Origin of the sequence: Hydrogenophaga sp. ANAO-22 (genome assembly GCF_042466645.1) — a bacterium.
Taxonomy (GTDB): domain Bacteria; phylum Pseudomonadota; class Gammaproteobacteria; order Burkholderiales; family Burkholderiaceae_C; genus Hydrogenophaga.
The window spans coordinates 5648749-5673720 of sequence record NZ_CP159956.1; the positions used below are offsets into that span (position 1 = coordinate 5648749).

The 24972-nt window shown below is 71.0% G+C and carries 27 protein-coding genes and 2 pseudogenes; 18 read left to right on the forward strand and 11 right to left on the reverse strand.

The window, feature by feature from the left end; genetic code table 11:
• Positions 1 to 57: 57 nt before the first annotated feature.
• Positions 58 to 1347, reverse strand: coding sequence for a hypothetical protein (locus tag ABSY19_RS27470; protein ID WP_382157600.1), 1290 nt, complete (start codon positions 1345 to 1347; stop codon positions 58 to 60).
• Positions 1344 to 2330 (reverse strand): Bug family tripartite tricarboxylate transporter substrate binding protein, encoded by a 987-nt coding sequence (locus ABSY19_RS27475; protein WP_382157602.1) that lies wholly within the window; start codon positions 2328 to 2330, stop codon positions 1344 to 1346. The genes ABSY19_RS27470 and ABSY19_RS27475 overlap by 4 nt, the downstream gene beginning before the upstream one ends.
• A gap of 131 nt (positions 2331 to 2461) precedes the next feature.
• On the opposite strand from ABSY19_RS27475, the gene ABSY19_RS27480 reads away from it, so the two are divergent.
• Entirely contained in the window at positions 2462 to 3364 is a 903-nt protein-coding gene (locus tag ABSY19_RS27480; protein ID WP_382157604.1) for a LysR substrate-binding domain-containing protein, read from the forward strand.
• Positions 3365 to 3377: 13 nt separating this feature from the next.
• On the opposite strand, the gene ABSY19_RS27485 is transcribed toward ABSY19_RS27480, so the two are convergent.
• Positions 3378 to 4424 carry a LacI family DNA-binding transcriptional regulator gene (locus ABSY19_RS27485; protein ID WP_382157606.1) on the reverse strand — a complete coding sequence of 349 codons (1047 nt, stop codon included), beginning with the start codon at positions 4422 to 4424 and terminating at the stop codon, positions 3378 to 3380.
• Between the two features lie 50 nt (positions 4425 to 4474).
• On the opposite strand from ABSY19_RS27485, the gene ABSY19_RS27490 reads away from it, so the two are divergent.
• The 9 genes from ABSY19_RS27490 (at position 4475) to ABSY19_RS27530 (ending at position 12768) form a co-directional block, all read left to right on the forward strand.
• Complete coding sequence (locus tag ABSY19_RS27490) at positions 4475 to 5464, forward strand: Bug family tripartite tricarboxylate transporter substrate binding protein (protein WP_382157608.1); 990 nt, start codon at positions 4475 to 4477, stop codon at positions 5462 to 5464.
• 142 nt (positions 5465 to 5606) lie between these two features.
• Positions 5607 to 6995 (forward strand): ATP-binding protein, encoded by a 1389-nt coding sequence (locus ABSY19_RS27495; RefSeq protein WP_382157610.1) that lies wholly within the window; start codon positions 5607 to 5609, stop codon positions 6993 to 6995.
• Between the two features lie 22 nt (positions 6996 to 7017).
• Positions 7018 to 7398, forward strand: a complete 381-nt coding sequence (locus ABSY19_RS27500) for a response regulator (protein ID WP_291117197.1) — start codon at positions 7018 to 7020, stop codon at positions 7396 to 7398.
• 2 nt (positions 7399 to 7400) lie between these two features.
• Positions 7401 to 8741 carry an ATP-binding protein gene (locus tag ABSY19_RS27505; protein WP_382163964.1) on the forward strand — a complete coding sequence of 447 codons (1341 nt, stop codon included), beginning with the start codon at positions 7401 to 7403 and terminating at the stop codon, positions 8739 to 8741.
• Positions 8738 to 9535 carry an anti-sigma factor antagonist gene (locus ABSY19_RS27510; RefSeq protein ID WP_382157612.1) on the forward strand — a complete coding sequence of 266 codons (798 nt, stop codon included), beginning with the start codon at positions 8738 to 8740 and terminating at the stop codon, positions 9533 to 9535. The genes ABSY19_RS27505 and ABSY19_RS27510 overlap by 4 nt, the downstream gene beginning before the upstream one ends.
• Positions 9532 to 10428, forward strand: coding sequence for a patatin-like phospholipase family protein (locus ABSY19_RS27515; protein WP_382157614.1), 897 nt, complete (start codon positions 9532 to 9534; stop codon positions 10426 to 10428). Before ABSY19_RS27510 ends, ABSY19_RS27515 begins: the two co-directional genes overlap by 4 nt.
• A complete protein-coding gene (locus ABSY19_RS27520) occupies positions 10409 to 11617 on the forward strand; it encodes a PP2C family protein-serine/threonine phosphatase (protein WP_382157616.1) in 1209 nt (402 codons plus the stop codon). Before ABSY19_RS27515 ends, ABSY19_RS27520 begins: the two co-directional genes overlap by 20 nt.
• On the forward strand, positions 11614 to 12117 hold the full coding sequence (locus tag ABSY19_RS27525; protein WP_291117186.1) for a GNAT family N-acetyltransferase: 504 nt from the start codon (positions 11614 to 11616) through the stop codon (positions 12115 to 12117). Before ABSY19_RS27520 ends, ABSY19_RS27525 begins: the two co-directional genes overlap by 4 nt.
• A gap of 336 nt (positions 12118 to 12453) precedes the next feature.
• The gene (locus ABSY19_RS27530; RefSeq protein ID WP_382157618.1) at positions 12454 to 12768 is read left to right on the forward strand and encodes a hypothetical protein; all 315 of its coding nucleotides are present in this window, start codon (positions 12454 to 12456) and stop codon (positions 12766 to 12768) included.
• Positions 12769 to 13415: 647 nt separating this feature from the next.
• Here the strand turns inward: ABSY19_RS27530 and ABSY19_RS27535 are convergent.
• Complete coding sequence (locus ABSY19_RS27535) at positions 13416 to 13541, reverse strand: hypothetical protein (protein ID WP_382157620.1); 126 nt, start codon at positions 13539 to 13541, stop codon at positions 13416 to 13418.
• Between ABSY19_RS27535 and ABSY19_RS27540 the strand changes: the two are divergent.
• Together ABSY19_RS27540 and ABSY19_RS27545 are read left to right on the forward strand one after the other, a co-directional pair.
• Positions 13483 to 13716, forward strand: a pseudogene (locus ABSY19_RS27540) (OmpA family protein); the annotation flags it as partial. The gene ABSY19_RS27535 and the pseudogene ABSY19_RS27540 sit on opposite strands and share 59 nt — an antisense overlap.
• Positions 13717 to 13819: 103 nt before the next feature.
• On the forward strand, positions 13820 to 14578 hold the full coding sequence (locus tag ABSY19_RS27545; protein ID WP_382157622.1) for an FkbM family methyltransferase: 759 nt from the start codon (positions 13820 to 13822) through the stop codon (positions 14576 to 14578).
• 6 nt (positions 14579 to 14584) lie between these two features.
• Here the strand turns inward: ABSY19_RS27545 and ABSY19_RS27550 are convergent, their stop codons facing one another.
• The 7 genes from ABSY19_RS27550 to ABSY19_RS27580 form a co-directional block, all read right to left on the reverse strand.
• Positions 14585 to 16279 (reverse strand): sulfatase-like hydrolase/transferase, encoded by a 1695-nt coding sequence (locus tag ABSY19_RS27550; RefSeq protein ID WP_382157624.1) that lies wholly within the window; start codon positions 16277 to 16279, stop codon positions 14585 to 14587.
• Complete coding sequence (locus ABSY19_RS27555; RefSeq protein ID WP_382157626.1) at positions 16276 to 16881, reverse strand: YceI family protein; 606 nt, start codon at positions 16879 to 16881, stop codon at positions 16276 to 16278. Before ABSY19_RS27555 ends, ABSY19_RS27550 begins: the two co-directional genes overlap by 4 nt.
• Positions 16882 to 16884: 3 nt before the next feature.
• The gene (locus ABSY19_RS27560; protein WP_382157628.1) at positions 16885 to 17664 is read right to left on the reverse strand and encodes a CDP-alcohol phosphatidyltransferase family protein; all 780 of its coding nucleotides are present in this window, start codon (positions 17662 to 17664) and stop codon (positions 16885 to 16887) included.
• Between the two features lie 84 nt (positions 17665 to 17748).
• Positions 17749 to 18468, reverse strand: coding sequence for an arsenical resistance protein ArsH (gene arsH, locus ABSY19_RS27565; protein WP_382157630.1), 720 nt, complete (start codon positions 18466 to 18468; stop codon positions 17749 to 17751).
• A gap of 16 nt (positions 18469 to 18484) precedes the next feature.
• The gene (locus ABSY19_RS27570; RefSeq protein WP_382157633.1) at positions 18485 to 19771 is read right to left on the reverse strand and encodes an arsenic transporter; all 1287 of its coding nucleotides are present in this window, start codon (positions 19769 to 19771) and stop codon (positions 18485 to 18487) included.
• A 6-nt stretch (positions 19772 to 19777) separates the two neighbouring features.
• A complete protein-coding gene (locus ABSY19_RS27575; RefSeq protein WP_382157635.1) occupies positions 19778 to 20281 on the reverse strand; it encodes an arsenate reductase ArsC in 504 nt (167 codons plus the stop codon).
• 19 nt (positions 20282 to 20300) lie between these two features.
• Positions 20301 to 20624: an ArsR/SmtB family transcription factor gene (locus tag ABSY19_RS27580; RefSeq protein ID WP_382157637.1), complete on the reverse strand. Its 324-nt coding sequence runs from the start codon at positions 20622 to 20624 to the stop codon at positions 20301 to 20303.
• A gap of 94 nt (positions 20625 to 20718) precedes the next feature.
• Here ABSY19_RS27580 and ABSY19_RS27585 point away from each other — a divergent pair, with 94 nt between their 5' ends.
• From ABSY19_RS27585 to ABSY19_RS27610, 6 genes and pseudogenes are all read left to right on the forward strand, one after another.
• Complete coding sequence (locus tag ABSY19_RS27585; RefSeq protein WP_382157639.1) at positions 20719 to 21723, forward strand: zinc-binding alcohol dehydrogenase; 1005 nt, start codon at positions 20719 to 20721, stop codon at positions 21721 to 21723.
• A gap of 31 nt (positions 21724 to 21754) precedes the next feature.
• Positions 21755 to 22177, forward strand: coding sequence for a 6-pyruvoyl tetrahydropterin synthase family protein (locus ABSY19_RS27590; protein ID WP_382157641.1), 423 nt, complete (start codon positions 21755 to 21757; stop codon positions 22175 to 22177).
• A gap of 3 nt (positions 22178 to 22180) precedes the next feature.
• Positions 22181 to 22606: pseudogene (locus ABSY19_RS27595) on the forward strand (hypothetical protein); the annotation flags it as partial.
• A 95-nt stretch (positions 22607 to 22701) separates the two neighbouring features.
• Entirely contained in the window at positions 22702 to 23235 is a 534-nt protein-coding gene (locus ABSY19_RS27600; protein WP_382157643.1) for a glycosyltransferase family 4 protein, read from the forward strand.
• Positions 23236 to 23293: 58 nt separating this feature from the next.
• Entirely contained in the window at positions 23294 to 24127 is an 834-nt protein-coding gene (locus ABSY19_RS27605) for a hypothetical protein (protein ID WP_382157645.1), read from the forward strand.
• A 193-nt stretch (positions 24128 to 24320) separates the two neighbouring features.
• Positions 24321 to 24965, forward strand: a complete 645-nt coding sequence (locus ABSY19_RS27610) for a LysE family translocator (protein WP_382157647.1) — start codon at positions 24321 to 24323, stop codon at positions 24963 to 24965.
• Positions 24966 to 24972: the final 7 nt, after the last annotated feature.

Genomic DNA, 24972 nt, shown 5'->3' on the forward strand with positions numbered 1-24972 from the left:
CCTTATTTATACGTCGTATATTATTGTCCGGACACGGATCGAACACAAGGCACACCCTCACCGGTCTGGGCCCACCCCCGTCAGGTGACCGACGTCCACGATGTACATCTGCCGGCCTTCCCCGTGCACCGAGTCGATGCAGACCTGGCGGCCGTCCCGGCTCCAGCGCGGATGCAGGTCGCAGCGGTTCTCCTTGCTCAGGGCCGGGTCCGCGTGGAACGAGCCCAGGTCGTGGCGGGCGCCCGTCCGCATGTCGTAGAGAAACAGGATCCGCTCGTGCGTGCGCGCGTCCGGGTAGGTGTCGCTCAACAACCAGCGGTCGTCCACCGGCGAGAAGGTCATGTGGCCGTTCTCCGTCAGCACGTGGCGCCCGACCACCTGCACCGCGCCGCCCTCGGCGTCGTCGTACAGGTGGTAGTGAATCTCGCCGGCATGCGGCCCCCACACGATGACCTGGCGGTCGTTGCGCCACAGCGGGTGCGAGATCTGGTACTCGGACTTCTCATAGTCGAAGGTGCCCACGGCGCTGGGGTCGAAGGCCTCGTCCAGTTGCGGCAGCGGGTGGTCCGAGCATTCCAGCAGCCGCATGCCGCTGCCGTCGGGGTTCATGGTGATCAGGCGGTGGAGGAAGCAGGTCTCGTCCTTGATCCGCTCGGTCCAGCGGTGCAGGAAGAGCACGCGCGTGGACGAGGGATTGACCTCGATGTGGCTGACCCAGTGGATGGCCTTGTCCATCGATGGCTTCGGATGGAAGTCGCGCAGCTGCCGGTAGCTCACCAGCAGGCGCGATTCGCCCGTCGCCAGATCCATGCGGTGGATGCCATCCTCGGCCGGAGCCCGTGGCAGGTCGAAGGGGGCGCCCGGCTCGCTGTAGCCGATGGTCTCGTGGGTGAGGTAGAGCCGGCGGTAGTCCACGCACAGGGCGTAGCGGCTGTCCGGCGCCACGACGTAGACCGGCAGCGGCAGGCTGCGCCGCTCGCCGGTGTCGGCATCGAGGATGACCGCGCCGAAGTGGGGGTAGCGGGCCTCGGCCTCGGTGGTCCTCACGTTGTAGATCAGCTGGCGCCCGCCCAGGCCATCCAGCCATTGCAGCTGGCTGCCCATCTGCCAGTTCCAGGCGCGGGTGCGATCCAGCTCGCGGAATCGCGCCCCCTCCTGCAGATCGAAATAGCCGATCCCGGCCTCCAGCGTGGGCGTGAGCGGTGCGTCCTTGAACGGCACCTGCTGCGCCAGCAGGTAGCGGCCGCCGCGGTGCCAGTTGCTCTTGTTGTAGTAGCCGAAAAAGTAATGCTGATCGGTCGATCCGACCCGGCGCACCGCGCAGGGTGCCTGCGGATGGCTCGTCATTCGGCCACCAGCTTCGCTTTGTCGATGATGCCGTCCCAGCGCTGTTTTTCGGCCGCGACGAAGCGGGTGGCCGCCTCGCGGGTGTTGGCCACGGGCGTCATGCCTTGCGCGGCCAGCGCCTGCGTGAACGCCGGCGAGGAGACGATGGCCCGGATGTCGTTGCTCAGCCTGTTCGCCAGCGCATCCGGCACCTGGGCACCGACGGCCACCGTGGTCCAGGAGGTCGCGAGAAACCCCGGGATGGCGGCTTCCGCCACGGTGGGCACGTCGGGCAGGGCCGGGGAACGGGTCTTGCCCGTGACGGCCAGCGCCTTCAGCCGGCCGTTGCGCACATGGGCCAGCACGGTGGGCGGGTTTTCGAACATGAGCTGGATCTGCCCGCCCATCAGGTCGTTCAACGCGGCGGAACTCCCCTTGTAGGCGACGTGGGTCATGGGCACCTCGGCCGAGGCCTTGAACAGCTCGCCGATCATGTGCACGGACGACCCCACGCCCGCCGAGCCGAAGTTGAGCGCGTCGGGCGACTTGCGGCCCAGGGCGATCAGCGACTTCAGGTCCGTCACGGCCAGCGCTTCATTGGCCACCACCACATGCGGCATTTCCGCCAGGATGGTCAGCACCTTGAAGTCGGTGGCGGGGTTGTAGGGCAGCTTCCTGTACACGCCATAGGTGGCATGCAGGCCAATGGAGCCGAGCATCAGCGTGTAGCCATCGGGGGGCGCGTCAACCACCGCCTTGCCGCCGATGTGCCCGCCGGCGCCGGGCCGGTTTTCCACGACCACGGACTGCTTGTAGAGCTTGCCAAGGTGGTCGGCGAGCAGCCGCCCCTGCACGTCGGAACTGCCGCCGGCCGTGAACGGCACGATGATGCGGATGGGGCGGTTCGGGAAGTCCTGTGCCCCGGCGGTGCCGGCCAGCGGGCCGAGGGCCAGGGCCGCCAGGCCGGCGGCGGCGAGGGTGCGGCGGGGGATGCGGGTGGTCATGGGTGGTGCTCCTGTGAGGGCCCTCGGGGTGGGGCCTGGGAGAAAGTCTAGGGATCGGGCATCATTCCGAATAATTCATTCTTGCGAGCACCCTATGCGCTGTGGGTATAGGGTGGATCTGACGCTCCGCCATGCCAAGACCCCTCAATTTCCGCGAAATCGAAGCCTTCCGCGCCGTCATGCAGACCGGCACCACCACGGCCGCGGCCGCCGTGCTCAACACCACCCAGCCTTCGGTCAGCCGCCTGTTGTCCCAGGTCGGCATGGCCACCGGCCTCAAGCTGTTCGACCACACCAAGGGCCGGCTGGTGCCCACCAAGGAGGCGAGGGAGCTGTTCGACTTCGTGCAGCGCCAGTTCCTGGGCCTGGACCGGGTGGAGCAGCATGTGGCCCAGCTGCGCAAGTCCGGCTCCGGTTCGCTGCGCATCGGCTGCACGCCCGCGCTGGGCCTCAGCGTCCTGCCGCGCGTCATCGGCGAGTTCTGCCGGCGCCACCCGCACGCGCATGTGGACCTGCAGACCACCAGCGCCCACCAGCTGCGCGAGGGCTTGCTGCACGGGAACTTCGACGCCGTGCTGTCCACGGCCGCCCAGGCCCATCCCGAGCTGGACGGCACCGTGCTGCACCAGGCCCCGATGGTGTGCGTGATGCCGCCGGGCCATGCGCTGGCCCAGCGGCCGCGCGTGCATGTGCGCGACCTGAAAGGGCAATCCTTGCTCACCCTGAACGCCGACGACGAATCGCAGGTCCAGGTCCAGCGCCTGCTGCAGGCGCACGGGGTGGACGTCGCCGCGCGGGTGGCCACCAGCTACTCGTTCACCATCTGCCTGATGGCCGCCGAGGGGGCGGGCATCGGCATCGTGAATCCCTATGTGGCTTCGGTGTTCGCGCGGGACTTGCACGTGGCGCCCCTCGCGCCGCGTTGCCCTGTGCAGGTGCTCATGGCTTACCCGCAGCACGTCAGCCGCTCTCGGATGACCGAAGAGTTCACGGGCCTGATGGTGGCCGATCTGCAGAAATTTCCTCGCGGTTGACGCCGCCGCGGCCTCAGGCCGAGTCGCGCAGCACGAGTTCGAAAGGCAATTCGACATTGCGGCCCCCCTCGGCCGCCTCGGCACCGTTCAGCCGGCCGATGAGCAGCTCGGCCGCCATGCGGCCGATCGACAGCTCGGATCGGCGCACCGTGGTCAAGGGCGGCTGCAGCAACTGGGCCGCGGGAATGTCATCGAAGCCCGCCACGGCCACGTCCTCGGGAATGCGCCGCCCCGCCGCGCGCAGGGCCGACATGGCGCCGATGGCCAGCAGGTCGTTGGCGGCGAAGACGGCGCTGCAGCGGAAGTCGCCGCCTGCCAGTTCGGCCACCATCGCGCGCGCACCGGCGGCCTGGGTGAAGTCGTCGACGGCGATGATGCGGGCCGTCAGCCCCGCCTGCCGCATGGCGGCCCGAAAGCCGCGCTGCCGCTGCGCGCCCGGGCCCAGCGGGGCGGACAGCAGGGCGATGCGCCGGTGGCCCTTGTCGATCAGGGTCTGCGTCATGGCCTGCGCCGCCGCCGCGTTGTTGATATAGAGCTTGTCGATGGTGCGCGATGGCTTGTGCGCCTGGCTTTCGATCTGCACCACGGCCAGGCGTCCCCGCGTGGCCTTCAGCAGCTCGGTTTCCTGCACGTGGAAGAACACCGCCATCACGCCGTCCACATGCCCCTGCGACAGCCATTGCAGCGCCCGCTGCTCGCGCTCGGGCGTGCCGTCGGTGTCGAAGATCATGGTGTCGTAGCCCGCCGCGTCGGCGGCGGACTGGAAGCCGCGGATCAGGGCCGGATAGGTCGGGTTCGTGATGTCGGGAACGATGCAGGCCAGCGTGCGCGTGCGCGCGGACTGCAGGTTGCGGGCCATGCGGTTGGGCACGTAGCCGAGCCGCCTGGCCGCTTCCTGGATGCGTTCGCGCGCCTCCGCCGACACAGTGGACGGCTCCACGCCGTTGAGCACCAGGGACACGGAGGTTTGCGACAGGCCGGTGGCCTGCGCAATGTCGCGCTGCGTCGGCCGTTTCTGGGGAGCCGCAGGCGCTGACGGGCCGTTCTTGGGCTTCTTCATGTTGGGTTGCCATCCATAATGCTTGTTGCCATTTTTGCACGCCATTCCCCATGAACCTTTCGCGCCGCGCATTCGCTCTTTCGGGCATGGGGGCGGCTTCGCTCGCCGCGATGCCGCAACGGGTGGCCCAGGCGCGCGCGCACCCGCTCACCGTGCTGGTGGCGCAACCCGCCGGCGGCGTGACCGATGCCTTCGCCCGCGCCGTGGCCCCGGCGCTGGGCCGGGGGCTCGGGCGCGCCGCGGTGGTGGAGAACGTCACCGGCGCCAGTGGCTCCATCGCCGCCAACCGCCTGCTGGCGGCCGCGCACGACGGCTCCACGCTCTTCATCGGGTCGCCCTCCGAGACCGTGCTGGCGCCGCTCACGCTGCGCGCCGTCCGCTACAAGCCCACGGACTTTCGCCTGCTGGGCCTGGTCAACGATTCGCCGCTGGCGCTGTACGCGCGCACCGACCTGCCGGCCAACAACCTGGACGAGCTCGTGGCCCTGGCGCGCCAGGGTGGCGAGCGGCCCATGAGCTATGGCAGCACGGGGCAGGGCTCGCTGTTCCACCTCGTGACGGAGCGGCTGTTGTCCAGCGCCGGCATCCAGGCCACGCACGTGCCTTACCGCGGCGGCATGCCCATGCTGGCCGATCTGCGCAGCGGCGCCATCGATTTCACGGTGCTGCCCGTGGACGCCTTGCTGGGCAGCCTGGTGGCCGATGGCCGCATGAAGGTGCTGGGTGTGTTGTCCGCGCAGCGGCTGGACCGGTTCCCCACCGCCGCGACCTTCGACGAAAGCCGGCTGGCGCCCGACGTGGGCCACCCCAGCATCTGGGTGGGCGTGCTCGTGCCCGCCGAGATGGATGAAGACCTCAGCGCGCGCCTGCACCGCGTCGTCGTGGAGGCGCTGGGCAGCGCGGACGTGGGCCAGGCCGTGCAGGCCGTCGGCGGGCGTGTGCCACCCCGCATGTCGCTGCCGGAGGCCGCGCGCTTCTACGCGGCCGACACCGTGAAGTTGCAGGCCCTGGCCCAGGCCGCGCGCGTGAAGCCCCTGTAAACGTCGAACCCGTTTCAACGGGCGGCGCACCGATCGCCGGGCAATCGGTTGAAGCCCAGACATAATACGTATTACAATCCCGGCCGACCCTGTCTCTCGCAGGGCAGGGAGGGTTTCGCTTCATGAACCACCGGGCTTCGCCTTGAGCACCGTCTCGCCAGAACTGCCGATCTCCGAGCCGACGCAGCGCGTGCATCCCACGGTGCGCCTGGACTACGGCCTGCGCATCGGCGGGCATGGCTTCTGTGCCGCCGTGGCGCTGTCGGTGCTGCAGCTGCGGCCCATCGCCGCCGGCACCCTCGCGCTGATCTGCACCATTGCCGTGCTGTGGCCGCACCTGGCGTATGCGATCGCCAGCCGCTCGCGCGACAGCAAGGGCGCCGAGCAGCGCAACCTGCTGGTGGACAGCTTCCTGATGGGTGTGTTCACCTTGCTCGCCGGCCTCGATCTGTGGATCGGCGTGGTCTCGTTCACCGCCATCAACGCGGCCAACCTGAGCATCGGCGGGCTGCGCCTGGGGCTGATGGGCGCCGGGTGCTTCGTGCTCGGCGTGCTGGTGGCGGGGGCGGGCGCGGGCTTCGAGGTGCTGCCGGTGTCGCTGCTGGCGCAGGCCATGACGGCGCTGGCCGTGGTGGCCTACACCGCCGCGTTCGGCCTGGCCTCCCACTTCCAGACGCGCCAGGCCATCGGCGCCAAACGCGAGCTTCGCGCGCGCAACGAGGTCATCGAGCAACAGAAGCGGGACCTGGAGCAGTCGCGGCTGGCGGCCGAGCAGGCGAGGGAGCAGGCCGAAGCCGCCAACCTCACCAAGAGCGCGTTCCTGGCGAACATGAGCCACGAGCTGCGCACGCCGCTCAACGCCGTCATCGGCTACACCGAGATGCTGGAGGAAGACTTCTCCGACCGGGGTGAACTCGACGCCGAGCTCGCCGACCTGGGCCGCATCAAGGGCGCCGCGCGGCACCTGCTGCAGATGATCAACGACGTGCTCGACCTCTCGAAGATCGAGGCCGGCAAGATCGAACTGCACGTCGAGTCCTTCGAGCTGGCCGAGCTGCTGGACCAGGTGGTCTCGACCACCCAGCCCCTGCTGGCCACCAACCGCAACACCTTGCAGGTGCATTGCGCGCAGGGCCTGGGCCGCATGCAGTCCGACCTGACCAAGCTGCGGCAGGTGCTGATCAACCTGGTGTCGAACGCGGCCAAGTTCACCCAGGACGGCCGCATCCTCATCGAAACCACCCGCGGGCTGGACGAAGAGGGCGGCGCCCTGGTGGTGTTCGAGGTCCGGGACACCGGCATCGGCATGACCCCTTCGCAACTGGGCCGCCTGTTCCAGCCCTTCGTGCAGGCCGATGCCGAGACCACGCGCAAGTACGGCGGCACCGGCCTGGGCCTGGCCATCAGCCGCCGCCTGTGCCGGCTGATGGGGGGCGACGTGACCGCCACCAGCACGCCGGGCGAGGGCAGCCTGTTCCGCGCGACCGTGGTCGCCCGCCTGCCTCTGGCCGAAACCTCCGCCACGGATTGACCCACAAGCACTGGAGACGCCCATGCCCAGGATCCTGCTGGTCGAGGACAACGAGCTCAACCGAGACATGCTGTCGCGGCGGCTGCTGCGGCGCGGCCACGAGGTGGTGATGGCCTTCGATGGCTCGCATGCCCTGAGCACCGCCGCGAGCACCCGGCCAGCGCTGATCCTGATGGACATGAGCCTGCCCGTCATGGACGGTTGGGAGGCCACGCGCCGCCTCAAGGCCCACCCCGAGCTGGGCGCGATTCCGGTGATTGCGCTCACCGCGCACGCCATGGAAGGGGACCGCCAGCGCGCGCTGGACGCCGGTTGCGACGACTTCGACACCAAGCCGATCGAACTCGACCGCCTGCTGGGCAAGATCGACGCGCTGCTGGCGCGGATCGAGGGGCCGCTGTGACGATGGCGCTGCCGGGCCTGTCCGAGCCCCGGCGCCTGTACGGCGGGGTGCGCGTGAACTACCCGGTGCGCATCGGCGCGCACCTGGCCGCCGGCCTGCTGCTCGGTTCGGTCTTTGCGATGCAGCCGCCGGCCACGCTGTGGTGGGCGCTGGCGGTCATGCTGACCTGGCCCCACATCGCCTACTGGCTGAGCTGCCGTTCCGGCGACAGCCGGCGCAGCGAGATGCGCGCCTTGCTGATCGACTCTTTCCTGATCGGTGTCTATGGCGGGCTCTCGGGCCTGAACCCCTGGATCATCGTCGCGCTGGGTGGCGCCATGCACGCGTCCAACCTCGGCTCGGGCGGCGGTCGCCACGCGGTGCGTGGCGTGGTGGCCATGGTGATCGGCATCGCGGCGGGCGCGGCCGCGAACGGCTTCGAGTTCCGCCCCGACACCTCGCTGACGACGATTGCGCTGTCGGCCGTGGCCGCGGCGATCTACCTCTCGCTGTTCGGGCACGCGATCCACGCCGAATCCCAGCGCACCGCCCGCACGCGCGCGGCGCTGGAAGAGCGCAACCGCGAGATCGAGGCCCAGGCGGTGCACCTCGAACAGGCGCGGCAGGAAGCCGAACAGGCCAACAAGGCCAAGAGCGCCTTTCTGGCGAACATGAGCCACGAGCTGCGCACACCGCTCAATGCCGTGATCGGCTATGCCGAGCTGCTCGAAGAAGAGCTGGCCGACAGCACGACCCCCGAGGCCCGCGCCGACCTCGGGCGCATCACGCGGTCGGCCAAGGACCTGCTCGCGATGATCAACGCGGTGCTCGACCTGACGCGGCTGGACGCCAACCGGATCCGGCTCAACCTGGAGGACGCCGATCTGCGCGGCCTGCTGTCCTCCGTCGAGGCGGCCGTGCAGCCGCTGCTGAGCGCCAACGGCAACCGACTGCAGGTGGACGTGCAGCCCGGCCTGGTGCTGGTGCATGCGGACGCGCTGCGCCTGCGGCAGGTGCTGATCGCGCTGGTGTCCAACGCCGCGAAGTTCACGGCCCAGGGTCAGGTTCGGCTGCGCGTCTTCACGCGCGAGCGCGAGCCCGGCGCGCCCGTGCTGCGCTTCGAGGTGGAAGACACCGGCATCGGCCTGAGCGCCGAAGAGATCGGCCAGTTGTTCCAACCTTTCCTGCAGGCCGACGAAGGCACCACGCGCGCCTTTGGCGGCAGCGGCCTGGGGCTGGTGATCAGCCGCCGCCTGTGCCGCCTGATGGGGGGCGACATCGAGGTCACCAGCACACCGGGTCAGGGGTCGTGCTTCACCGCCTGGCTGCCCCAGCCGGTCCCGCCACCGGAGCACGGCGCATGAGCCGCCTCGAGTGCCCGGCGGAACCGGCCCAGCTGCCGGCGCTGCTGGCCCTGGTGACGGACCTGTGCCAGCGCGAGCGCATCGACGACGCCACCTGCCACGACCTTCAGCTCATCGTCGAAGAGGCCTGCGTCAACGTCATGCACCACGCCTATCCCGCGGGGCAGGCCGGGCCGCTCGCGCTGGAGGCGCGCGTCGTGCAGGACGGTGTTCCCCGCCGCATCGTGCTCACCCTGGAAGACCAGGGCCGGCCCTTCGACCCCTTGTCGGTGGCGCCCCCGGACACCACGGCCGCCGCCGAGGCCCGCGCGCCAGGTGGCCTGGGCGTGCACCTGATCCGGCAACTCTCGCACCGCCAGCGCTACCAGCGCCACCCGCGCCTGGGCAACGTCTTCACCATCGAAAAAGACCTGGTGCCGCCCGCACCCCACCGACCCCTGGAGAACCCCTTGCAGATCACCCTCACACCCCACGACACGATTGCCGTGCTGGCCATCACGGGCAGCATCGACAGCCTCAATGCCGACGAGCTGACCCAGCGTTTCGCGCAGGCCATGGACCAGGGCCATGTGCGCCTGGTGGCCGACTTCTCGCTGGTGAACTACACCAGCAGCGCGGGCCTGAGGTCCTTGCTGGGCGCGGTGAAAACTTGCCGCCTCGCCGGTGGCGACCTGCGCGTGGCCGCCGTGCAGCCCCAGGTGAACCGGGTGCTGGAGATCGCCGGCTTCACCAGCATCCTCAACATCTTCCCCGACGTGCGCCACGCGGTGGACAGCTTCAAGGAGGCCGCATGACGCCGCGCGCCGCGCCATCGACCCAGGGCCCGGTGGTCACGCTGGTGATCGGTTCGGGCAGCGTCAAGTGCGCCGCCGCCATCGGCGTGGTCAAGGCGCTGGCCGATGCCGGCATCGGCATCGAGCGCGTGGTCGGCTGCAGCGGCGGCGCCCTGTTCGCGGCCGGGGTGGCCATGGGGTTCGACGCCGCGAAGATGGCCGACATCACCGTGCGCACCTGGACCCGCAAGATCACTTCCAAGCGCAACCACATGGGCTTTCTGCGCCTGCTGGCGCCCCGGCTGTTCGGCTTCCGGCCCGACAGCTTCGGCCTGCGCGACGACGCCCCGATGCTCGCCGCCTTTCGCGCCGTCTTCGGGCAACAGCGCATCGAGGACACGCCCATCCCGCTGCACATCACCGCCACCGACTTCCTGAACGGTGAGCTGGTGGACATCACGCGCGGCGACCTGGTCGAGGCGATCCGCGCGAGCGCCTCGCTGCCGCTGGCGTTCGCGCCGGTGAAGCTGGGCGACCGGCTGCTGATCGACGGCTACATGGCCGACCCGCTGCCGGTCAGCGTGGCGATGAAGAACGGCGGCCGCGTGATCGTGGCGGTGGGCTTCGAGAGCCCGTACCAGAACAACATCCGCAGCGCGGGCCGTTTCGCGGCGCAGCTCAGCGCCATCCTCGCGAACAACCTGCTCAAGTCGCGCCTGGCCTTCCAGAGCGCGGCCCACCATTCCGAGATGATCCTGATCCTGCCGGAGTTCAAGCAGCGCGTGGGCCTGTTCGACACCGCCAAGGTGCCCTACCTGATCGAGGAGGGCGAGCAGGCCGCCTTGCAGCAGCTGCCGTACCTCCATGCCTTGCTCGACGCGGAGCGCCAACGCCGTGAACCCCTCGCGGCCTGAGCCGCAGGCGCCGCTGGAGCGGCCCATGCGCATCCTGGTGGTCGACGACCTGGCGCTCAACCGCGACCTGCTGGCGCGCCGCATCCAGCGCCTGGGCCACGAGGCGGGCATCGCCGTCAACGGGCGCGATGCGCTGGACCAGCTCGAGCGGCAGGACTGGGACCTGGTGCTGCTGGACATCACCATGCCCGAGATGGATGGCTACGAAACCCTGAGCCGCATCCGGGCCAGCCCGCAGTCGGCGCAACTGCCCGTGGTGATGGTCTCGGCCATCGACGAGACCGAAAGCGTCGTGCGCTGCCTGGAGCTGGGCGCCGACGACTACCTGCCCAAGCCCTTCAACCCGGTGGTGCTGCAGGCGCGCATCGAGTCCTCGCTGGCCAAGAAGCGCCTGCAGGACCACAGGAGCCAGCTGCTGCAGGCCCTGTCGCGCGAGCTGCAGATCGGCCAGCGCATCCAGCTGGGCTTTCTGCCGATGGCATTGCCGAGCCTGCCGGGCTGGTCGCTGGGCGCGAGCTGCACGCCGGCCCGCCAGGTCGGCGGCGACTTCTACGACGCCTACGCGCTGCCCGGCGGCGCGCTCGCCTGCGTGGTGGCCGACGTGTGCGACAAGGGCGTGGGCGCCGCGCTCTACATGGCGCTCTTTCGCACGCTGCTGCGCGCCATGGCCACCCAGGCGGCGCCCGATGAGCCACTGCCGCAGACGCTGGTGCGCAGCGTGGCCTTCGTCAACGACTACATCGCCACCGTGCACGGGCACGAGAACATGTTCGCCACCGTGTTCTTCGCGCTGCTGGAGCCGGGCAGCGGGCGCATGCACTACCTCAATGCCGGCCATGAGGCGCCCTATGTCCAGCAGGCGCCCGGTGAAGCCCCGGTGCGCCTCGACACCACCGGCCCGGCCGTGGGGCTGGAGGCCGGCCGGCGCTGCACCGTGCAGACCCTCACCCTGCGGCCCGGCGCCCGGCTGCTCGTGTACACCGACGGCGCCAGCGACGCGCTCGGCGCGTCGGGGCCGTTGGGCGAAGCGGCTCTGGGGCAGGTGCTGGCCCACGAAACCGGCTCGGCGCAGGCCTTGGTCGATGCCGTGCGCGCGCGGCTGGCGGCCCACGTGGGCAGCTTCGAGCCGCACGACGACGTGACGCTGTTCGGCTTGGCGCGCGAAACCACGGAAGAGGTCGGCCCATGACGCCCACCGCCCGGCCGCCCGTCTTCGTGCGCCGCGTGCGCACCGAAGACTCGCAAACCATGCAGGGCTTCGTGCTGGGGCTCAGCGGCTCCTCGCGCCGCAACCGCTTCCACGGCAGCGTGAACGGCGCCTCGCCCAAGCTGATCGCCTACCTCGTCAACGCCGACGGCGTGCGGCACGCGGCCTGGGTGGCCTGCATCTGGGGCCCGGACGGCGAGGAAATCATCGGCGAGGCGGGCTGGTTCGTCGTCGATGCCGAACAAGGCAGCGCCGAGCTGGCCCTGAGCGTGCTCGACGGCTGGCAAGGCTCCGGGGTGGCCAGCCGCCTGATGACCACCCTCATCGCCGGCGCGCGCGAGGCCGGCCTGCGCCATCTTTACGGCGACGTGCTCGACATCAACCTGCGCATGCTCGCCTTCATGCGCAAGCACGGCCTGGAGGCCGGTTTCGACGAGCCGCCCGACCGGGGCGTGGAGCGGGTCAGCTGTCTGCTGACCTGAGGTCTGCCGGCCGCCCTGGATGGGCATTTGCAAACGAAGGTGATATTCTGCGACAGGCTGTGTCAGGGGACCCCGGCGGCCGGGATCCCCGTGACTTCCAGTGCCTGAGGAGGGACGCGGAATGTCGATCGAATACACCTTCACACCGTACGGCACGATCCAGATCCAGTGTGGACGGGACTGGATCGAAGTGAAGCTCCCCGGTGGCGGCGATGGCGGGGCAGCGCCAAACCCAGCCCTGCCGCCAGCCCGGCCCCCGCGCCCTCGCCGGTGGCATCCCCCTCGCCACCACCGCCCCGACCGCCCGCACCCGAACCGGCCACGCCGCCGGGGGTGATGTTCATCGAATCCAGCACGCAGGAGCCGTTTGACGCCCGCGAACTCTTCGTGGTCGAGGTCGCCGGCATCGAGCGCTGGAAGCTCGCCGAATTCAAGGGCCTGGATCCGGAGAGCCTGCAGCGCCTGGTGCGCCAGCGGGTGACGCGCGTGAAGCCCCTGCGCTTCGGCGCGATCACGGTGCTGGACGTGGACGTCGGCACCCTGTCGTCGCCCGACGCCAGCCATGAACTGGGCCGGCTGCAGAAGCTGCTGAAGGAGCCGGACCTGGGCCTGGACGTGCTGCGCTTCTGGCACAACGATCCGCTGGAGTAGGGCGCCATGGCCGCCGCCGATCCCTATGTCGTCGCCAAGGCCAGCCTGCGCGACAACGTCAAGACGCTGATCGCGGTGTTCGGCGGCATCGCCGGCGTGCTGCTGGCCGGTGCGCCGTTTTCCGGCTACGGCTCGCTCGAACTGTTCAGCCCGCGCTGGATCGTGGCCTCGCTGGCCTTGCTCGTGTCGCTGCTGCTGCTGGGCTGGTCCGTGCGCCGCCTGCTGTTCGTGCTCACGCCCGATCTGGCGTACACCAACCTGCTGATCGACACCACCCAGGACGCCGAGATCCTCGCCGTGCAGGCCGAGTTCGCGCGGCGCAAGGACGAGCTGCTGCCCAAGCGCAACCCCAACGACCCGAACAGCCCGCGCATCGATTCGGTGAGCCGCCTGATCGAAGAGAAGCGCCTGGCCTGGGAGCACTACCAGGCCGACACCACGAAGGTCGATCGCAAGGAGGAGTACGACCGCCTGGCCGACGCGCTGGCGGCCGTCAACCACTGGAGCGCGTTCACGCGCCTGCACGTGCGCGTGTCCAGAGGTACCGACACCGTCTTCTGGGCCGGCCTGGCGGCGATCATCTCCATCGCCGTGTTCGCGGTGGCCTCCAACGCGCCGAAGAAGGAGACGGCCAGCGCGCCCACGGTCTACGTGGTGCTGCCGTCGAGCCCCTCGCCGGTGGCGGTGGCCGACCCCTTGCCGGTGCTGCCGCCGGTGCTCTTCGCGACCGGCAAGGCCGAGCTCTCGCGGCAGGCCGCGGCGGACATCGACAAGGCCCGCGACCACCTGCGCGCGCACCCCGACGTGGGCATCCTGATCGTGGCCCACACCGACACGGTCGGGGGCGATGCGCTCAACGACGCGCTCGCGATGCGCCGCGCCCGCAGCGTGGCCGAGCTGCTGCGCGAGCAGGGCGGCATTGGCGCGGCCCGCATCTTCGTGGCCCCGCTGGCGAAGAAGGACCTGCCGGCGCTGACGGCGCAGGACACCGAGAACCCGGCCAACCGGACCGTCCAGATGGTCCTCATCCCCTTGCCCCCCAGCGCCCGCGATGAGCCGCGCGATCGACCGTCCGCTCGGCCTGCTGCGCTCCTTCCTCGTGTACCGCGCCATCCCCTGGCGCGGCGCGCAGTTGCGGCGCTTCTACCGCCGCTTCCTGCCGGTGGGTGGTCTGGCGTTCGACGTCGGCGCCCACGCCGGCAACCGCGTGGCGGCGTTCCGCCAGCTCGGCGCGCGCGTGGTCGCGCTGGAGCCGCAGCCCGATTTCGTGCGGCTGCTGGGGCGACGCTTCGGCCACGATGCGCAGGTGGCGCTGCTGCCGCAGGCCCTGGGCCGCGCGCCCGGCGAAGCCCGCCTGATGGCCAGCCCGCGCACGCCCACCGTGGCCACGCTCTCCACCGATTTCGTGCAGCGCGCGGGCGCGGCACCGTCGTTCCGCGGTGTGCGCTGGGAAGCCGGGCCACTGGTGCCCGTGACCACGCTGGACGCGCTGATCGCCACGCACGGGCGGCCCGATTTCGTGAAGATCGATGTGGAGGGTTTCGAGCTGGAGGTGCTCATGGGCCTGAGCCAGCCCCTGCCGGCGCTGTCCTTCGAGTTCGTGCCGGCCGTGCGCGACGTGGCGCTGGGTTGCATCGACCGGCTCGAAGCCCTGGCCGGGCCCGGGCGTTACCGCTATGCGGTGTCGCTGGGCGAGCGGCAGCACCTGCTCCAGCCCGAAGGCGAGGGCGCCGAGGCGATGCGCGGCTGGCTGCGCGCCTTGCCGGCGGACGCGCCCTCGGGCGACGTGCACGCCTGGCTCGTGGCCTGAGCCGCCTCAGGACCCGGTGTGCGGCGGGCTGCTCGCGGGCGCGCCCACGTGCTCGAAGCCCTGCACCTCGTGCGCCCCGGGCGCGTTGAACACCGCCAGCAGCACCTCGGTCAGCCGCTGCATCGGCCCCAGCGCCTCCGCCGGTGGCGTGAGCCCGGGCGCGAAGCCGCTGCCCAGCAGGCGCTGCAGCAGGGCGCGGTCCTCGCTGATCACGTGCACCGGCACGTCCCACGACACCGCGGGCCCGCTCACCAGCGCGGGCGGCTGGTGGTCGCCCACCACCACCATCACCAGCGGCCGGGCCGAGCGCTGCTTCAGGTAGTCCGCCAGCCAGGCGTGCTGGTAGCGCAGGCTCTCCAGGTAGGGCGGCAGGGGCTCGCGCACCGCCAGCGGCGCCGCCTGCGCGGCCGTGGCCTGCGCTGCGCTGTAGGTCTGGGGGCCGGTGCGCAGCGAGCCGCCCGGCACGAAGGGCGCGAGCGGGTGAAAGGGGGCGTGCGTGCTGGTGGTCGGGAACACCACGAAGCGCGGCGCGCGATCCGTGGTGGGCGCGAGTTCCTGCGTGTGCAGCAGTGCCAGCGCCGCCTGGTCGGGGATGCGCCAGTAACCGAAGTCGGGGCCCGTGTAGCCCATGTCGGCGTCCTTCGCGAGGCGGTCGAAGCCGTAGAAGGCGCCCTCGGGCCAGGGGCGCTTGAGGCCCGGCATCCAGCCCACGGTGCGGTAGCCGTGGCGCGCGAAATGGCGCACCAGCGTGGGCCGGTCGCTGGCGAGCAGCAGGTCGTGGTCGCCCGGGTCGCTGGTGTCCACGCCGGCCAGCAGCGCGGCGTGCGACAGCCACGAGGCACCGCCGAAGGTGGGTGCGGTCACGCGGGCGCTGACCACGGTGCGGCCGCCGGCGTGGATGGCCTCGTCCAGCGCCGCGCGCGCCGCCACCAGCCCGGCGGCCTGCTCGGGCCGGTCGAAGCTCACCGTGCCGTAGGACTCGGCGAACACCAGCAGCACGTCCGCCGGGCCCTGTGGCCCGATCAGGCCGGAGAGATCGCCGTCGAAGGCCGGGCCCGCGCCCAGCACCGACTCGGCCGAGGCCGGCCAGGCCACGCGCGCCAGCAACTGGCCCTGGTGCACCAGCGTGGGTGTGAGCGGCAGCGAGAAGAACCAGCGCGTGTCGCGCTCACCGGGCACGTAGGCGGCGAAGCTGAGCGTGCACGCGGCCACGGCGGCCAGCAGCCAGGGCTGGGGGCGCTCCCAGGCCAGGCACCGCGCCAGCACCACGATCGCGCGGCGCACCAGGCCCACCAGCAGCACCGCGCCCAGCAGCAGCGCCAGCGCCAGGCCCAGCAACTGCCAGGCGGGCAGGGTCTGGGCGGCCAGCCGCAGCAGTTCGGCGGCGTGGCGCCCGTCCCAATACACATTGACCGGCCGGCCCAGCACGGCCGGGGCCGTCACGTCCGCGTAGCGCACCAGAACGAGAAAGACGAAGCCGAGGGACCACGCGGTGGCCGCGCGCGCCGAGAGCCGGCCGCGCCAGCGCACCCAGCCCATCAGCGCCACCACGGCCAGGCACAGCTCGAACGACAGGCGCGGCATGGTGCGCACGCCGAAACCCGGCCAGCGGTTCTCGAAGGTCCACAGCGCGTTGAGCAGCGCGAACGCCAGGCCGAAGCGCAGCAGCCACGGCAGCCACCGCGGCGGCGCGGCGCTCACTGGCGCACCGCTTCGAACTCGATGATCAGCGGCACCTCGTCACCGACCCAGCCGTTGGACACCGCGTAGTTCATGCCGTAGGCGCTGCGCTTGAAGCTGCCGCGCGCGGACACGCCCATGGTGTAGGGCTTGCGCAGCGGCCCGCCCATGGGCGACTCGGCGCTCTTGTTCCAGGTGGCCTGCAGCGTGAGCGGCTGCGACTTGCCCAGCAGCTCCAGCTGGCCGCTGATCTCGAAGTTGCGCTCGCTGGTGCGCTTGGCGCTGCTGGCGGTGAACACCATGCGCGGGAACTCGCCGCTGTTCAGGAAGTCCGGGCCCTTCAGATGCTCGTCGCGCTTGCGCTGGTTGCTGAAGACGCTGGCCGTCTCCACCTCGATGCGCACGTCCGACAGCGTGGCCGTGGCCTCGTCGAAGCGGTAGCTGCCGCGCGCCGAGCGGAACAGGCCCAGCACCTTGGCGTAGCCGATGTGGTCCACCAGAAACGCGATGGTGATGTGGTCCGGGTCCAGCTCGTATTTGGCTGCCTGGGCGTGCGCGGGCGAGCTGGCCAGCAGGTGGGCGCAAAGCGCCAGCGGAAGGAAAAGGGCGGTGGAAGTGCGCATGGCTCAGGTCTCCGTGAGGGTGGGGCGCTGCCGCGCCAGGGTCCGGATGTCGACGGCGAACGAAAGGCTCAGCAGGGCCAGGCTGAAGGCGGCCAGCGAGGCCGCCAGCCAGGGCGGCACGATGGGCCCCAGGCAGATGATGAGCGCGGTGATCTGCACCACGCACACCGTCTGGCGGCGCTTGCTCGGCGGCAGGGCACCGGCCAGCCAGGGCCAGGGCTTCGAGGCGGCCACGAAGGCGTAGCGCATCAGCCCCGACGCCAGCACCCAGGGGCCGGCCTGGCCGGCCTGCAGCACCAGTGCGCACAGCACGAGGGTGAAGGCCGCGTCGGTCTCCATGTCGAAACGGGCGCCGAAGGCGCTGGCCAGGCCGCTGCGCCGGGCCAGCGCGCCGTCCACCGCGTCGAGCAGGGCCGTGGCGGTGGCGATCACCACCAGCCACCAGGCCGCCGGGGCCATCGAAGTCAGGGGCGGGCGGGGCAGGGCCTCGCCCACCAGGGCCGCGAGCAGGGCCATCGAGCCCAGCCGCACCAGGGTCACGCGGTTGGCGGGGCCGAAGCGCGGATGTGGGTGGTGGGCCAGGGCACGCCACACCAGCCAGGCGCCCAGGCCATACACCAGCCAGGTCTTGGCCATGTAGTCCAGGCCCAGGTCGCCCGCCGCGCCCAGCGCGCTGGCGAGCACGCCCACCAGGGCCGCCACCACCGCCAGATCGCGCGCGGCGTCACGCCGCAGGCCGGCAAGGCCCGGGGCTGAGGCGAGGGGGGCTCCGGTGGTCTTCATGGTGGGCGGTTCCGGCGATCATGGCACGCGCCTCCTTCCGACACCACATCCGCCGATTCGTTCACCGGCGCCGGGTGGCCGCTTTCAGATGCTGCGCAGCTGGACCCGCCGGGACAGGGCTTCGGCGCTCTCCCGCCGCTCGCTGTAGCGGTCCACCAGGTAGGGCGCGCTGTCGCGGGTGAGCACGGTGAACTTCACCAGCTCTTCCATCACGTCCACCACGCGCTCGTGGTACGACGACGGCTTCATGCGGCCGTTCTCCTCGAACTCCTGATAGGCCTTGGCGACGGAAGACTGGTTCGGGATCGTCAACATGCGCATCCAGCGGCCCAGCACGCGCAGCTGGTTCACCGCGTTGAAGGACTGCGAGCCGCCCGAGACCTGCATCACCGCCAGGGTCTTGCCCTGCGTCGGCCGCACCGAGCCCTCCGACAGCGGAATCCAGTCGATCTGCGCCTTCAGGATGCCGGTCATGGCGCCGTGGCGTTCCGGCGAACACCAGACCATGCCCTCGGACCACCGGGCCAGGTCGCGCAGCTCGCGCACCTTCGGGTGGTCCTCCGGCGCCGCGTCGGGCAGCGGCAAGTCCCTGGGGTTGAAGATGCGTGTGTCGGCGCCCATGGCTTGCAGGAGGCGGGCGGCTTCCTCGGTGAGCAGGCGGCTGTAGGACCGCTCTCGGAGCGAGCCGTACAGCAGCAGGATGCGCGGCGCATGGGTCACCCGCTCCCTGGGAAACAGGCGCTCGACATCCAGCGGCTGAAACGCGGCAGGGTCGAGCGGGGGCTGATCGATTTCGAGGGTCATGTGAAGGGGCGGGTTGTCAAGTCGCGCCCAGGCGGAGGGCCAGGGCCGCCAGCGTGACCGCGAGAACGGGCAGCGTCAGCACGACGCCGACCCGGAAGTAATAGCCCCAGGCGATGGTGGTGCCCTTGCGGGCCAGCACGTGGAGCCACAGCAGCGTGGCCAGGCTGCCGATGGGCGTGATCTTGGGGCCCAGGTCGCAGCCGATGAGGTTGGCGTAGACCATGGCCTCCTTCACCACGCCGGTGGCCGTGGACTGCTCGATCGACAGCGCACCGACCAGCACCGTGGGCATGTTGTTCATCACCGACGACAGCGCGGCCGCCAGGAACCCCGTGCCCATGGCCGCGCCCCAGACGCCGCCCTGGGCGAACCGGTCCAGCAGCGCGGCGAGGTGGCCCGTCAACCCGGCGTTGCGCAGGCCGTAGACCACCAGGTACATGCCCAGCGAGAAGACCACGATCTGCCAGGGTGCTTCCTTCAGCACCTTGCGGGTGCCGATGACGTGGCCCCGGGCCGCGACGGCGAGGAGCAGGACCGCGCCCGCCGCCGCCACCGCGCTCACGGGAACGCCCAGCGGCTCCAGCCCGAAGAAGCCCACCAGCAGCAGGCCCAGCACCGCCCAGCCGGCGCGGAAGGTGTTCAGGTCGCGGATGGCGGCGGCGGGCGCCTTCAGCTGGCGCAGGTCGTAGGTCGCCGGCAGGTCGCGGCGGAAGTACAGGTAGAGCACCACCAGGCTGGCGGCCACCGACGCGAGGTTCACCGGCACCATGACGGCGGCGTAGCGGTTGAAGCCGATGCCGAAGAAATCGGCCGAGACGATGTTCACGAGGTTGGACACCACCAGGGGCAGGCTGGCGGTGTCGGCGATGAACCCGGCCGCCATGACGAAGGCCAGCGTGGTGGCGGGCGAGAAACCCAGCGCGACCAGCATGGCCATGACGATGGGCGTGAGGATGAGGGCCGCCCCGTCGTTGGCGAAGAGCGCGGCGACCACCGCGCCCAGCAGCACGATGAGGGCGAACAGCCGGGGTCCCTGGCCACCGCCCCAGCGCGCGAAGTGCAGGGCGGCCCATTCGAAGAAGCCCGCCTCGTCCAGCACCAGGCTGATGACGATGACCGCCACGAAGGTGGCGGTGGCGTTCCAGACGATGTGCCAGACCACCGGGATGTCGGACAGCTGGACCACACCCGCCAGCAGAGCCACCACCGCGCCGAGCAGCGCGCTCCAGCCGATCCCCAGCCCCCGGGGTTGCCAGATGACGAGCAGCAGCGTGAACGCAAAGATCAGGACGGCCGCGAACATGCCGGCTCAGCGCTGGGCCAGTTCGCGTGCCATGTTCTGGAGCGCCAGCCGATCCACGCTGGCCGGCGGCAGGCTGACCAGGAACTCCAGGCGCCGGCGGATGGCGAGCAGGGTTTCGCGGAAAGCCTCCAGCTGTTGCTCGGCCGTGCCCTTGACCTCGGACGGGTCGGCATAACCCCAATGGGCCGTGGCGGGCTGGCCGGGCCAGTAGGGGCAGGTCTCACCGGCGGCGTTGTCGCACACCGTGATGACCAGGTCCATGTGGGGCGCGTCCGGCTGGCCGAATTCGTCCCAGTTCTTGCTGCGCAGTCCCTCGGTGGCCATGCCGGCGCGCTGCAGCACCTCCAGGGCCAGCGGGTGGGGCTGCTGGTTCTCGCGCGGGCTGCTGCCGGCGGAGAAGGCCTTGAAGCGGCCTCGGCCCAGGTGGTTCAGCGTGGCTTCGGCCAGGATGCTGCGGGCCGAGTTGTGGGTACACAGGAAGAGCACGTTCAGGGGCGTTGGGGTGGTCATGGTGGCGGGCAATGAAGGGTCAGCATTGGCAGGAGGAGGTGCTGTCCACGGCGCATTCCGCACCCTGGCAGCAGTTGTCGGTGAGGTAACCGAGCAGCCCGTTCATCTGCTCGTAGGCGGCGCGGTAGACCAGGTGCCGGCTGGACCGCTCCTGCGTCACCAGGCCGGCCGAAGTCAGCTCCTTCAAGTGGAACGACAGGGTGGTGTTGGGGATCTCCAGGGCCTCGCTCATCACGCCGGGTGTGAGGCCGGCCTGGCCATTGACGACCAGGGCGCGGAACACCCGCAGGCGAAGGGGGTGGGCCAGGGCGCCGAGCGCGCGGACGACATCGGTTTCGTTCATGCGCTGAATCATACGACATTTCGATTAATGTGGAAATATTGGCCATGGGTCACACTACGCCCACCCCGCCGACACCGCGTTCCGCCCTTCGCCCATGCCCATCGCCTCCGATCCGTCCGCCGCCGTTTCCGCCCAGGCTTGCTGGGTGGTCAGCCCCGGCCTCGCCGAGATCCGCGACGAAACCCTGCCACCGCTTCCCGAAGGCTTCGCCCGCGTGCGCACCCTGCACACCGGCGTGAGCCGGGGCACCGAGGGCCTGGTGTTCCGGGGCGAGGTGCCCGCCAGCGAGGCACAGCGCATGCGCGCGCCGTTCCAGGCGGGCGAGTTCCCCGGCCCGGTGAAGTACGGTTACGTGAACGTGGGTGTGGTCGAAGCCGGGCCACCCGAGCTGCTCGGGCGCGAGGTGTTCTGCCTCTACCCGCACCAGACCGTGTTCCAGGTGCCCGCGTCCGTGCTGGTGCCGCTGCCCGCCGGGGTGCCCGCCGCGCGCGCCGTGCTGGCCGCGAACCTGGAAACCGCCATCAACGCCCTGTGGGACGGCCAGCCCAGCCCAGGCGACCGCATCGCCGTGGTGGGCGGGGGCACGCTCGGCCTGCTGGTGGCCTGGCTCGCGGCGCGCCTGCCCGAGGGCAGCGTGCAGGTGGTGGACACGAGCCCCGCGCGCGCGGGCATCGCGGCCACGCTCGGTGCCGGTTTTGCCCTGCCCGAAGCGGCGCAGCCGCAGGCCGATCTGGTCATCCACACCAGCGGCCAGTCGGCCGGGCTGGCCACCGCGCTGCGGCTTGCGGCCTTCGAGGCCACGGTGCTCGAACTCAGCTGGTACGGCAGCCGCCCGGTCAGCGTGCCGCTGGGCGAGGCCTTCCATTCGCAGCGGCTCACGCTCAAGAGCTCGCAGGTGGGCCATGTGGCCAAGCGCCAGCGCGACCGCTGGAGCCACCGCCAGCGCCTGGAACTCGCGCTCTCGCTGCTCACCGAGCCGGCGCTGGACGCGCTGGTCACCCACACCGCGCCCTTCGCCGAGCTGCCGCAGGTGCTCGCGCGGCTGGCCGGCGCCGATGCGCCCGACACCCTGTGCCAGCGCATCGACTACCCTGCGTGATCCTTCCCGCCTTTCAAAGGACCCCCGACCGATGTACGCCGTCAACGTCAGAGACCATTTCATGATCGCCCACAGCTTCCAGGGCGCGGTGTTCGGGCCGGCCCAGCGCATGCACGGCGCCACCTACGTGGTGGACCTCGAACTGCGCCGCGAGGCGCTGGATGCCGACGGCATCGTGGTCGACATCGGCCTGGCCACGCAGGTGCTGCGCGAGACGCTGGCCGTGCTCAACTTCCAGAACCTGGACGAGATGCCCGAGTTCAAGGGCCGCAACACCACCACCGAGTTCCTGGCGCGCGTGATCTTCGACCACATCGCCGTGCGCATCGCGGCCGGCGCGCTCGGTGCGCAGGCGCTGCCCACCGCGCAGTCGGCCGGCCTGCGGCAGATGAAGGTGACCCTGCACGAATCGCACGTGGCCTGGGCCTCGTACGAAGGCACGCTGCCGGTCTGAGCCATGCCCGGCCAGCGCGTCTGCCACTTCCTGCTGCCGGGCGACTGGCACATCCCCACGGGCGGCTACACCTACGACCGCCGGCTCTCGCTCGCCCTGCGCGAGCAGGGGTGGACGGTGCTGCCTGAGGTGCTGGAAGGCGCCTGGCCCTGGCCCGACGACAGCGGCCTCTCGGCCGCCCTGGCCCGCATCGCGGCCCTGCCCGATGGCGCGCTGGTGATCGCCGACGGCCTGGCCTTCGGCGCCCTGGCGCGCGTGGTGCGGCCGCATGCCCAGCGCCTGCGCTGGGTTGCCCATGTGCACCATCCGCTGCACCTGGAAACGGGTCTGAGCGCGGCGGACAGCGCACACCTGCGCACGGCCGAGGCGCAAGCCCTGCAACTGGTTCGGCAGGTGGTGGTGCCCAGCCGCCGCACGCTCGACGACGTGGCCGCCCTGGGCGTCCCGCCCGGGCGCATCGCCGTGGTGGAGCCGGGCACCGACCCGTCGCTCCCACCACAGCCCACCCCCGGCGCGACGGCCCGGTGCAACTGCTCTGCGTGGCCACGCTCACGCCGCGCAAGGGCCATGCCCTGCTGCTGCAAGCGATTGCCAGCCTCACGCAACTGCAGTGGGTGCTGCACCTGGTGGGCAGCGCCGAGCGCGACCCCGGCACCGCCGCGCGCCTGCAGGCCCTGGCCGCGCCGCTGGGCGAACGCGTCGTCTGGCACGGTGAGCTGCCGGGCCCAGCGCTGCGCGCGCACTACCTGGCGGCCGATGTGTTCGTGCTGCCCTCGCTCTACGAGGGCTACGGCATGGTGATCGCCGAGGCCATCGCCCACGGCCTGCCGGTGGTCACCACCGACGGCGGGGCGCTGGCCCACACGCTGCCGCCCGGCGCTGGTCTGCAGGTGCCCGCCGGTGATGTGGCCGCGCTGCAGGCCGCGCTGGAGCGCGTGCTGGCCGATGCCGGGCTGCGCGAGCGCCTGGGCGCTGGCGCGCGCGAAGCCGCCGCCGCGCTGCCCACCTGGCCGCAGCAGGCCGCGCGCTACGCGGCCGTGCTGGAGGCCATGGCATGAACGCCGCGCCGGGCCGCCCCAGCAAGCTCGCACCGCAGGCGAAGCCGAAGGTATACCCGTGAGCGGCGCCCACTTCAGCGCCGACTGGCTGCAACAGCGCGAACCTTTCGACACCGCGGCGCGCGACGAGGCCGCCAGGCACCTGCAACTGGCCGCGCGGTTCCATGCCATGGCCCCACCGGCGGGCACACCCTGGCGCGTGATCGACCTGGGCTGCGGCACCGGCGCGAACCAGCGCTGGCTCGCGCCCCGCCTGGGCGGACCGCAGCAATGGCTGGTGGTGGACCACGACGCCGCACTGCTGCGCGGCTGGCCACCCGGCGCCAGCGGCCCGGGTTTCGAGGCGTCCATCGTCTGCCGGCAACTGGACCTCGCGCGGCATCTGGACACGCTGCCCTGGCACGCGGCCCACCTCGTCACCGCGTCGGCCTTGCTTGATCTCGTGAGCGCCGACTGGCTGCGACGGCTGGTGTCGCACGCCGTGGGTGCGCGCGCGGCCATGCTCTTCACGCTCAGCGTGGACGGCCGCCACGACTGGGAGCCCGGCGACCCGCTGGACTCGACCGTGGGCCGGCTCTTCGCCCGGCACCAGCGGCGCGACAAGGGCTTTGGCCCCGCGCTCGGCGCGGCTGCCTTGCCGGCCTTGCGCCGCGCGCTGCAGGGCAGCGGCTACCGCGTGTTCAGCGCGGCCAGCGACTGGCGCATCCACAGCCTGGAAAGCGCACAGGCCGGCGCGCTGCACCACGCGCTGGTCGACGGCATCGCCCACGCCGCGTGCGAGCAGGAGCCCGCGTCCCTCGCCGCGCTGGAAGCGTGGCGGCAACGGCGGCACGCGAAGGCCACTTCGGGCAGCCTGCGCGTGGGCCATGTGGACCTGCTCGCCATGCCCTGACCGGCCCTCAACCCGCCGCTGCGCGCGCGAGCCCCTGGCCGTGATCGGGCGAGCATTCAAAAGCGGTGATGGTGGGGTCCATGAGAAATTTTTTTCCTTTCACAGTCCCGACGTTCGAGGCCGGTTTCCATCGACATCCTCGAGTTTTTTCCGGGCTGCGGCGATACTGGCGATACCGATTTCTGGAGTTCCCATGCTTCCCGACACGCCTTTGCTTCTGGCTTTCGTGGGCGCCAGCCTGGTGCTGGCCCTGACCCCCGGTCCCGCCGTCGTCTACATCGTGGCCCGCACCCTGGCGCAAGGGCGCGCCTGCGGTCTTTCGTCCGTGCTGGGCGTGGCCCTCGGCAACCTCGCCAACGCCCTCGGCGCCGCGCTCGGGCTGGCCGCCCTGTTCGCCGTGTCGTCGGTGGCCTTCACGGTGGTGAAGTGGGCCGGTGCGGCCTACCTCGTGTACCTGGGTGTGCGCATGTGGATGGCGCCGCCGCCGGTGGCCGACGGCGCCACGCCCAAGGTGCCGTCGCAACCCCTGCGGCGCGTCTTCCGCGACGGCTTCCTGGTGGCGCTGCTGAACCCGAAAACCACCCTGTTCTTCGCCGCCTTCCTGCCGCAGTTCATGGACGCGCACGGCGCCAACCCTTTGCTGCAGACCCTGGCGCTCGGCGGCGTGTTCGTGGCCATCGCGTGCTGCACCGACATCCTCTACGTGCTCACCGCCAGCCTGGTCGCACCGCGCCTGGGCCGCGCGGCACGGCACGGTGTCTGGGGCAACCGGATCGCTGGCACGTCCTTCATCGGCCTGGGCGTGCTCACGGCAATGGGGTCGCGGCCTTCGCGTTGATGAGGGA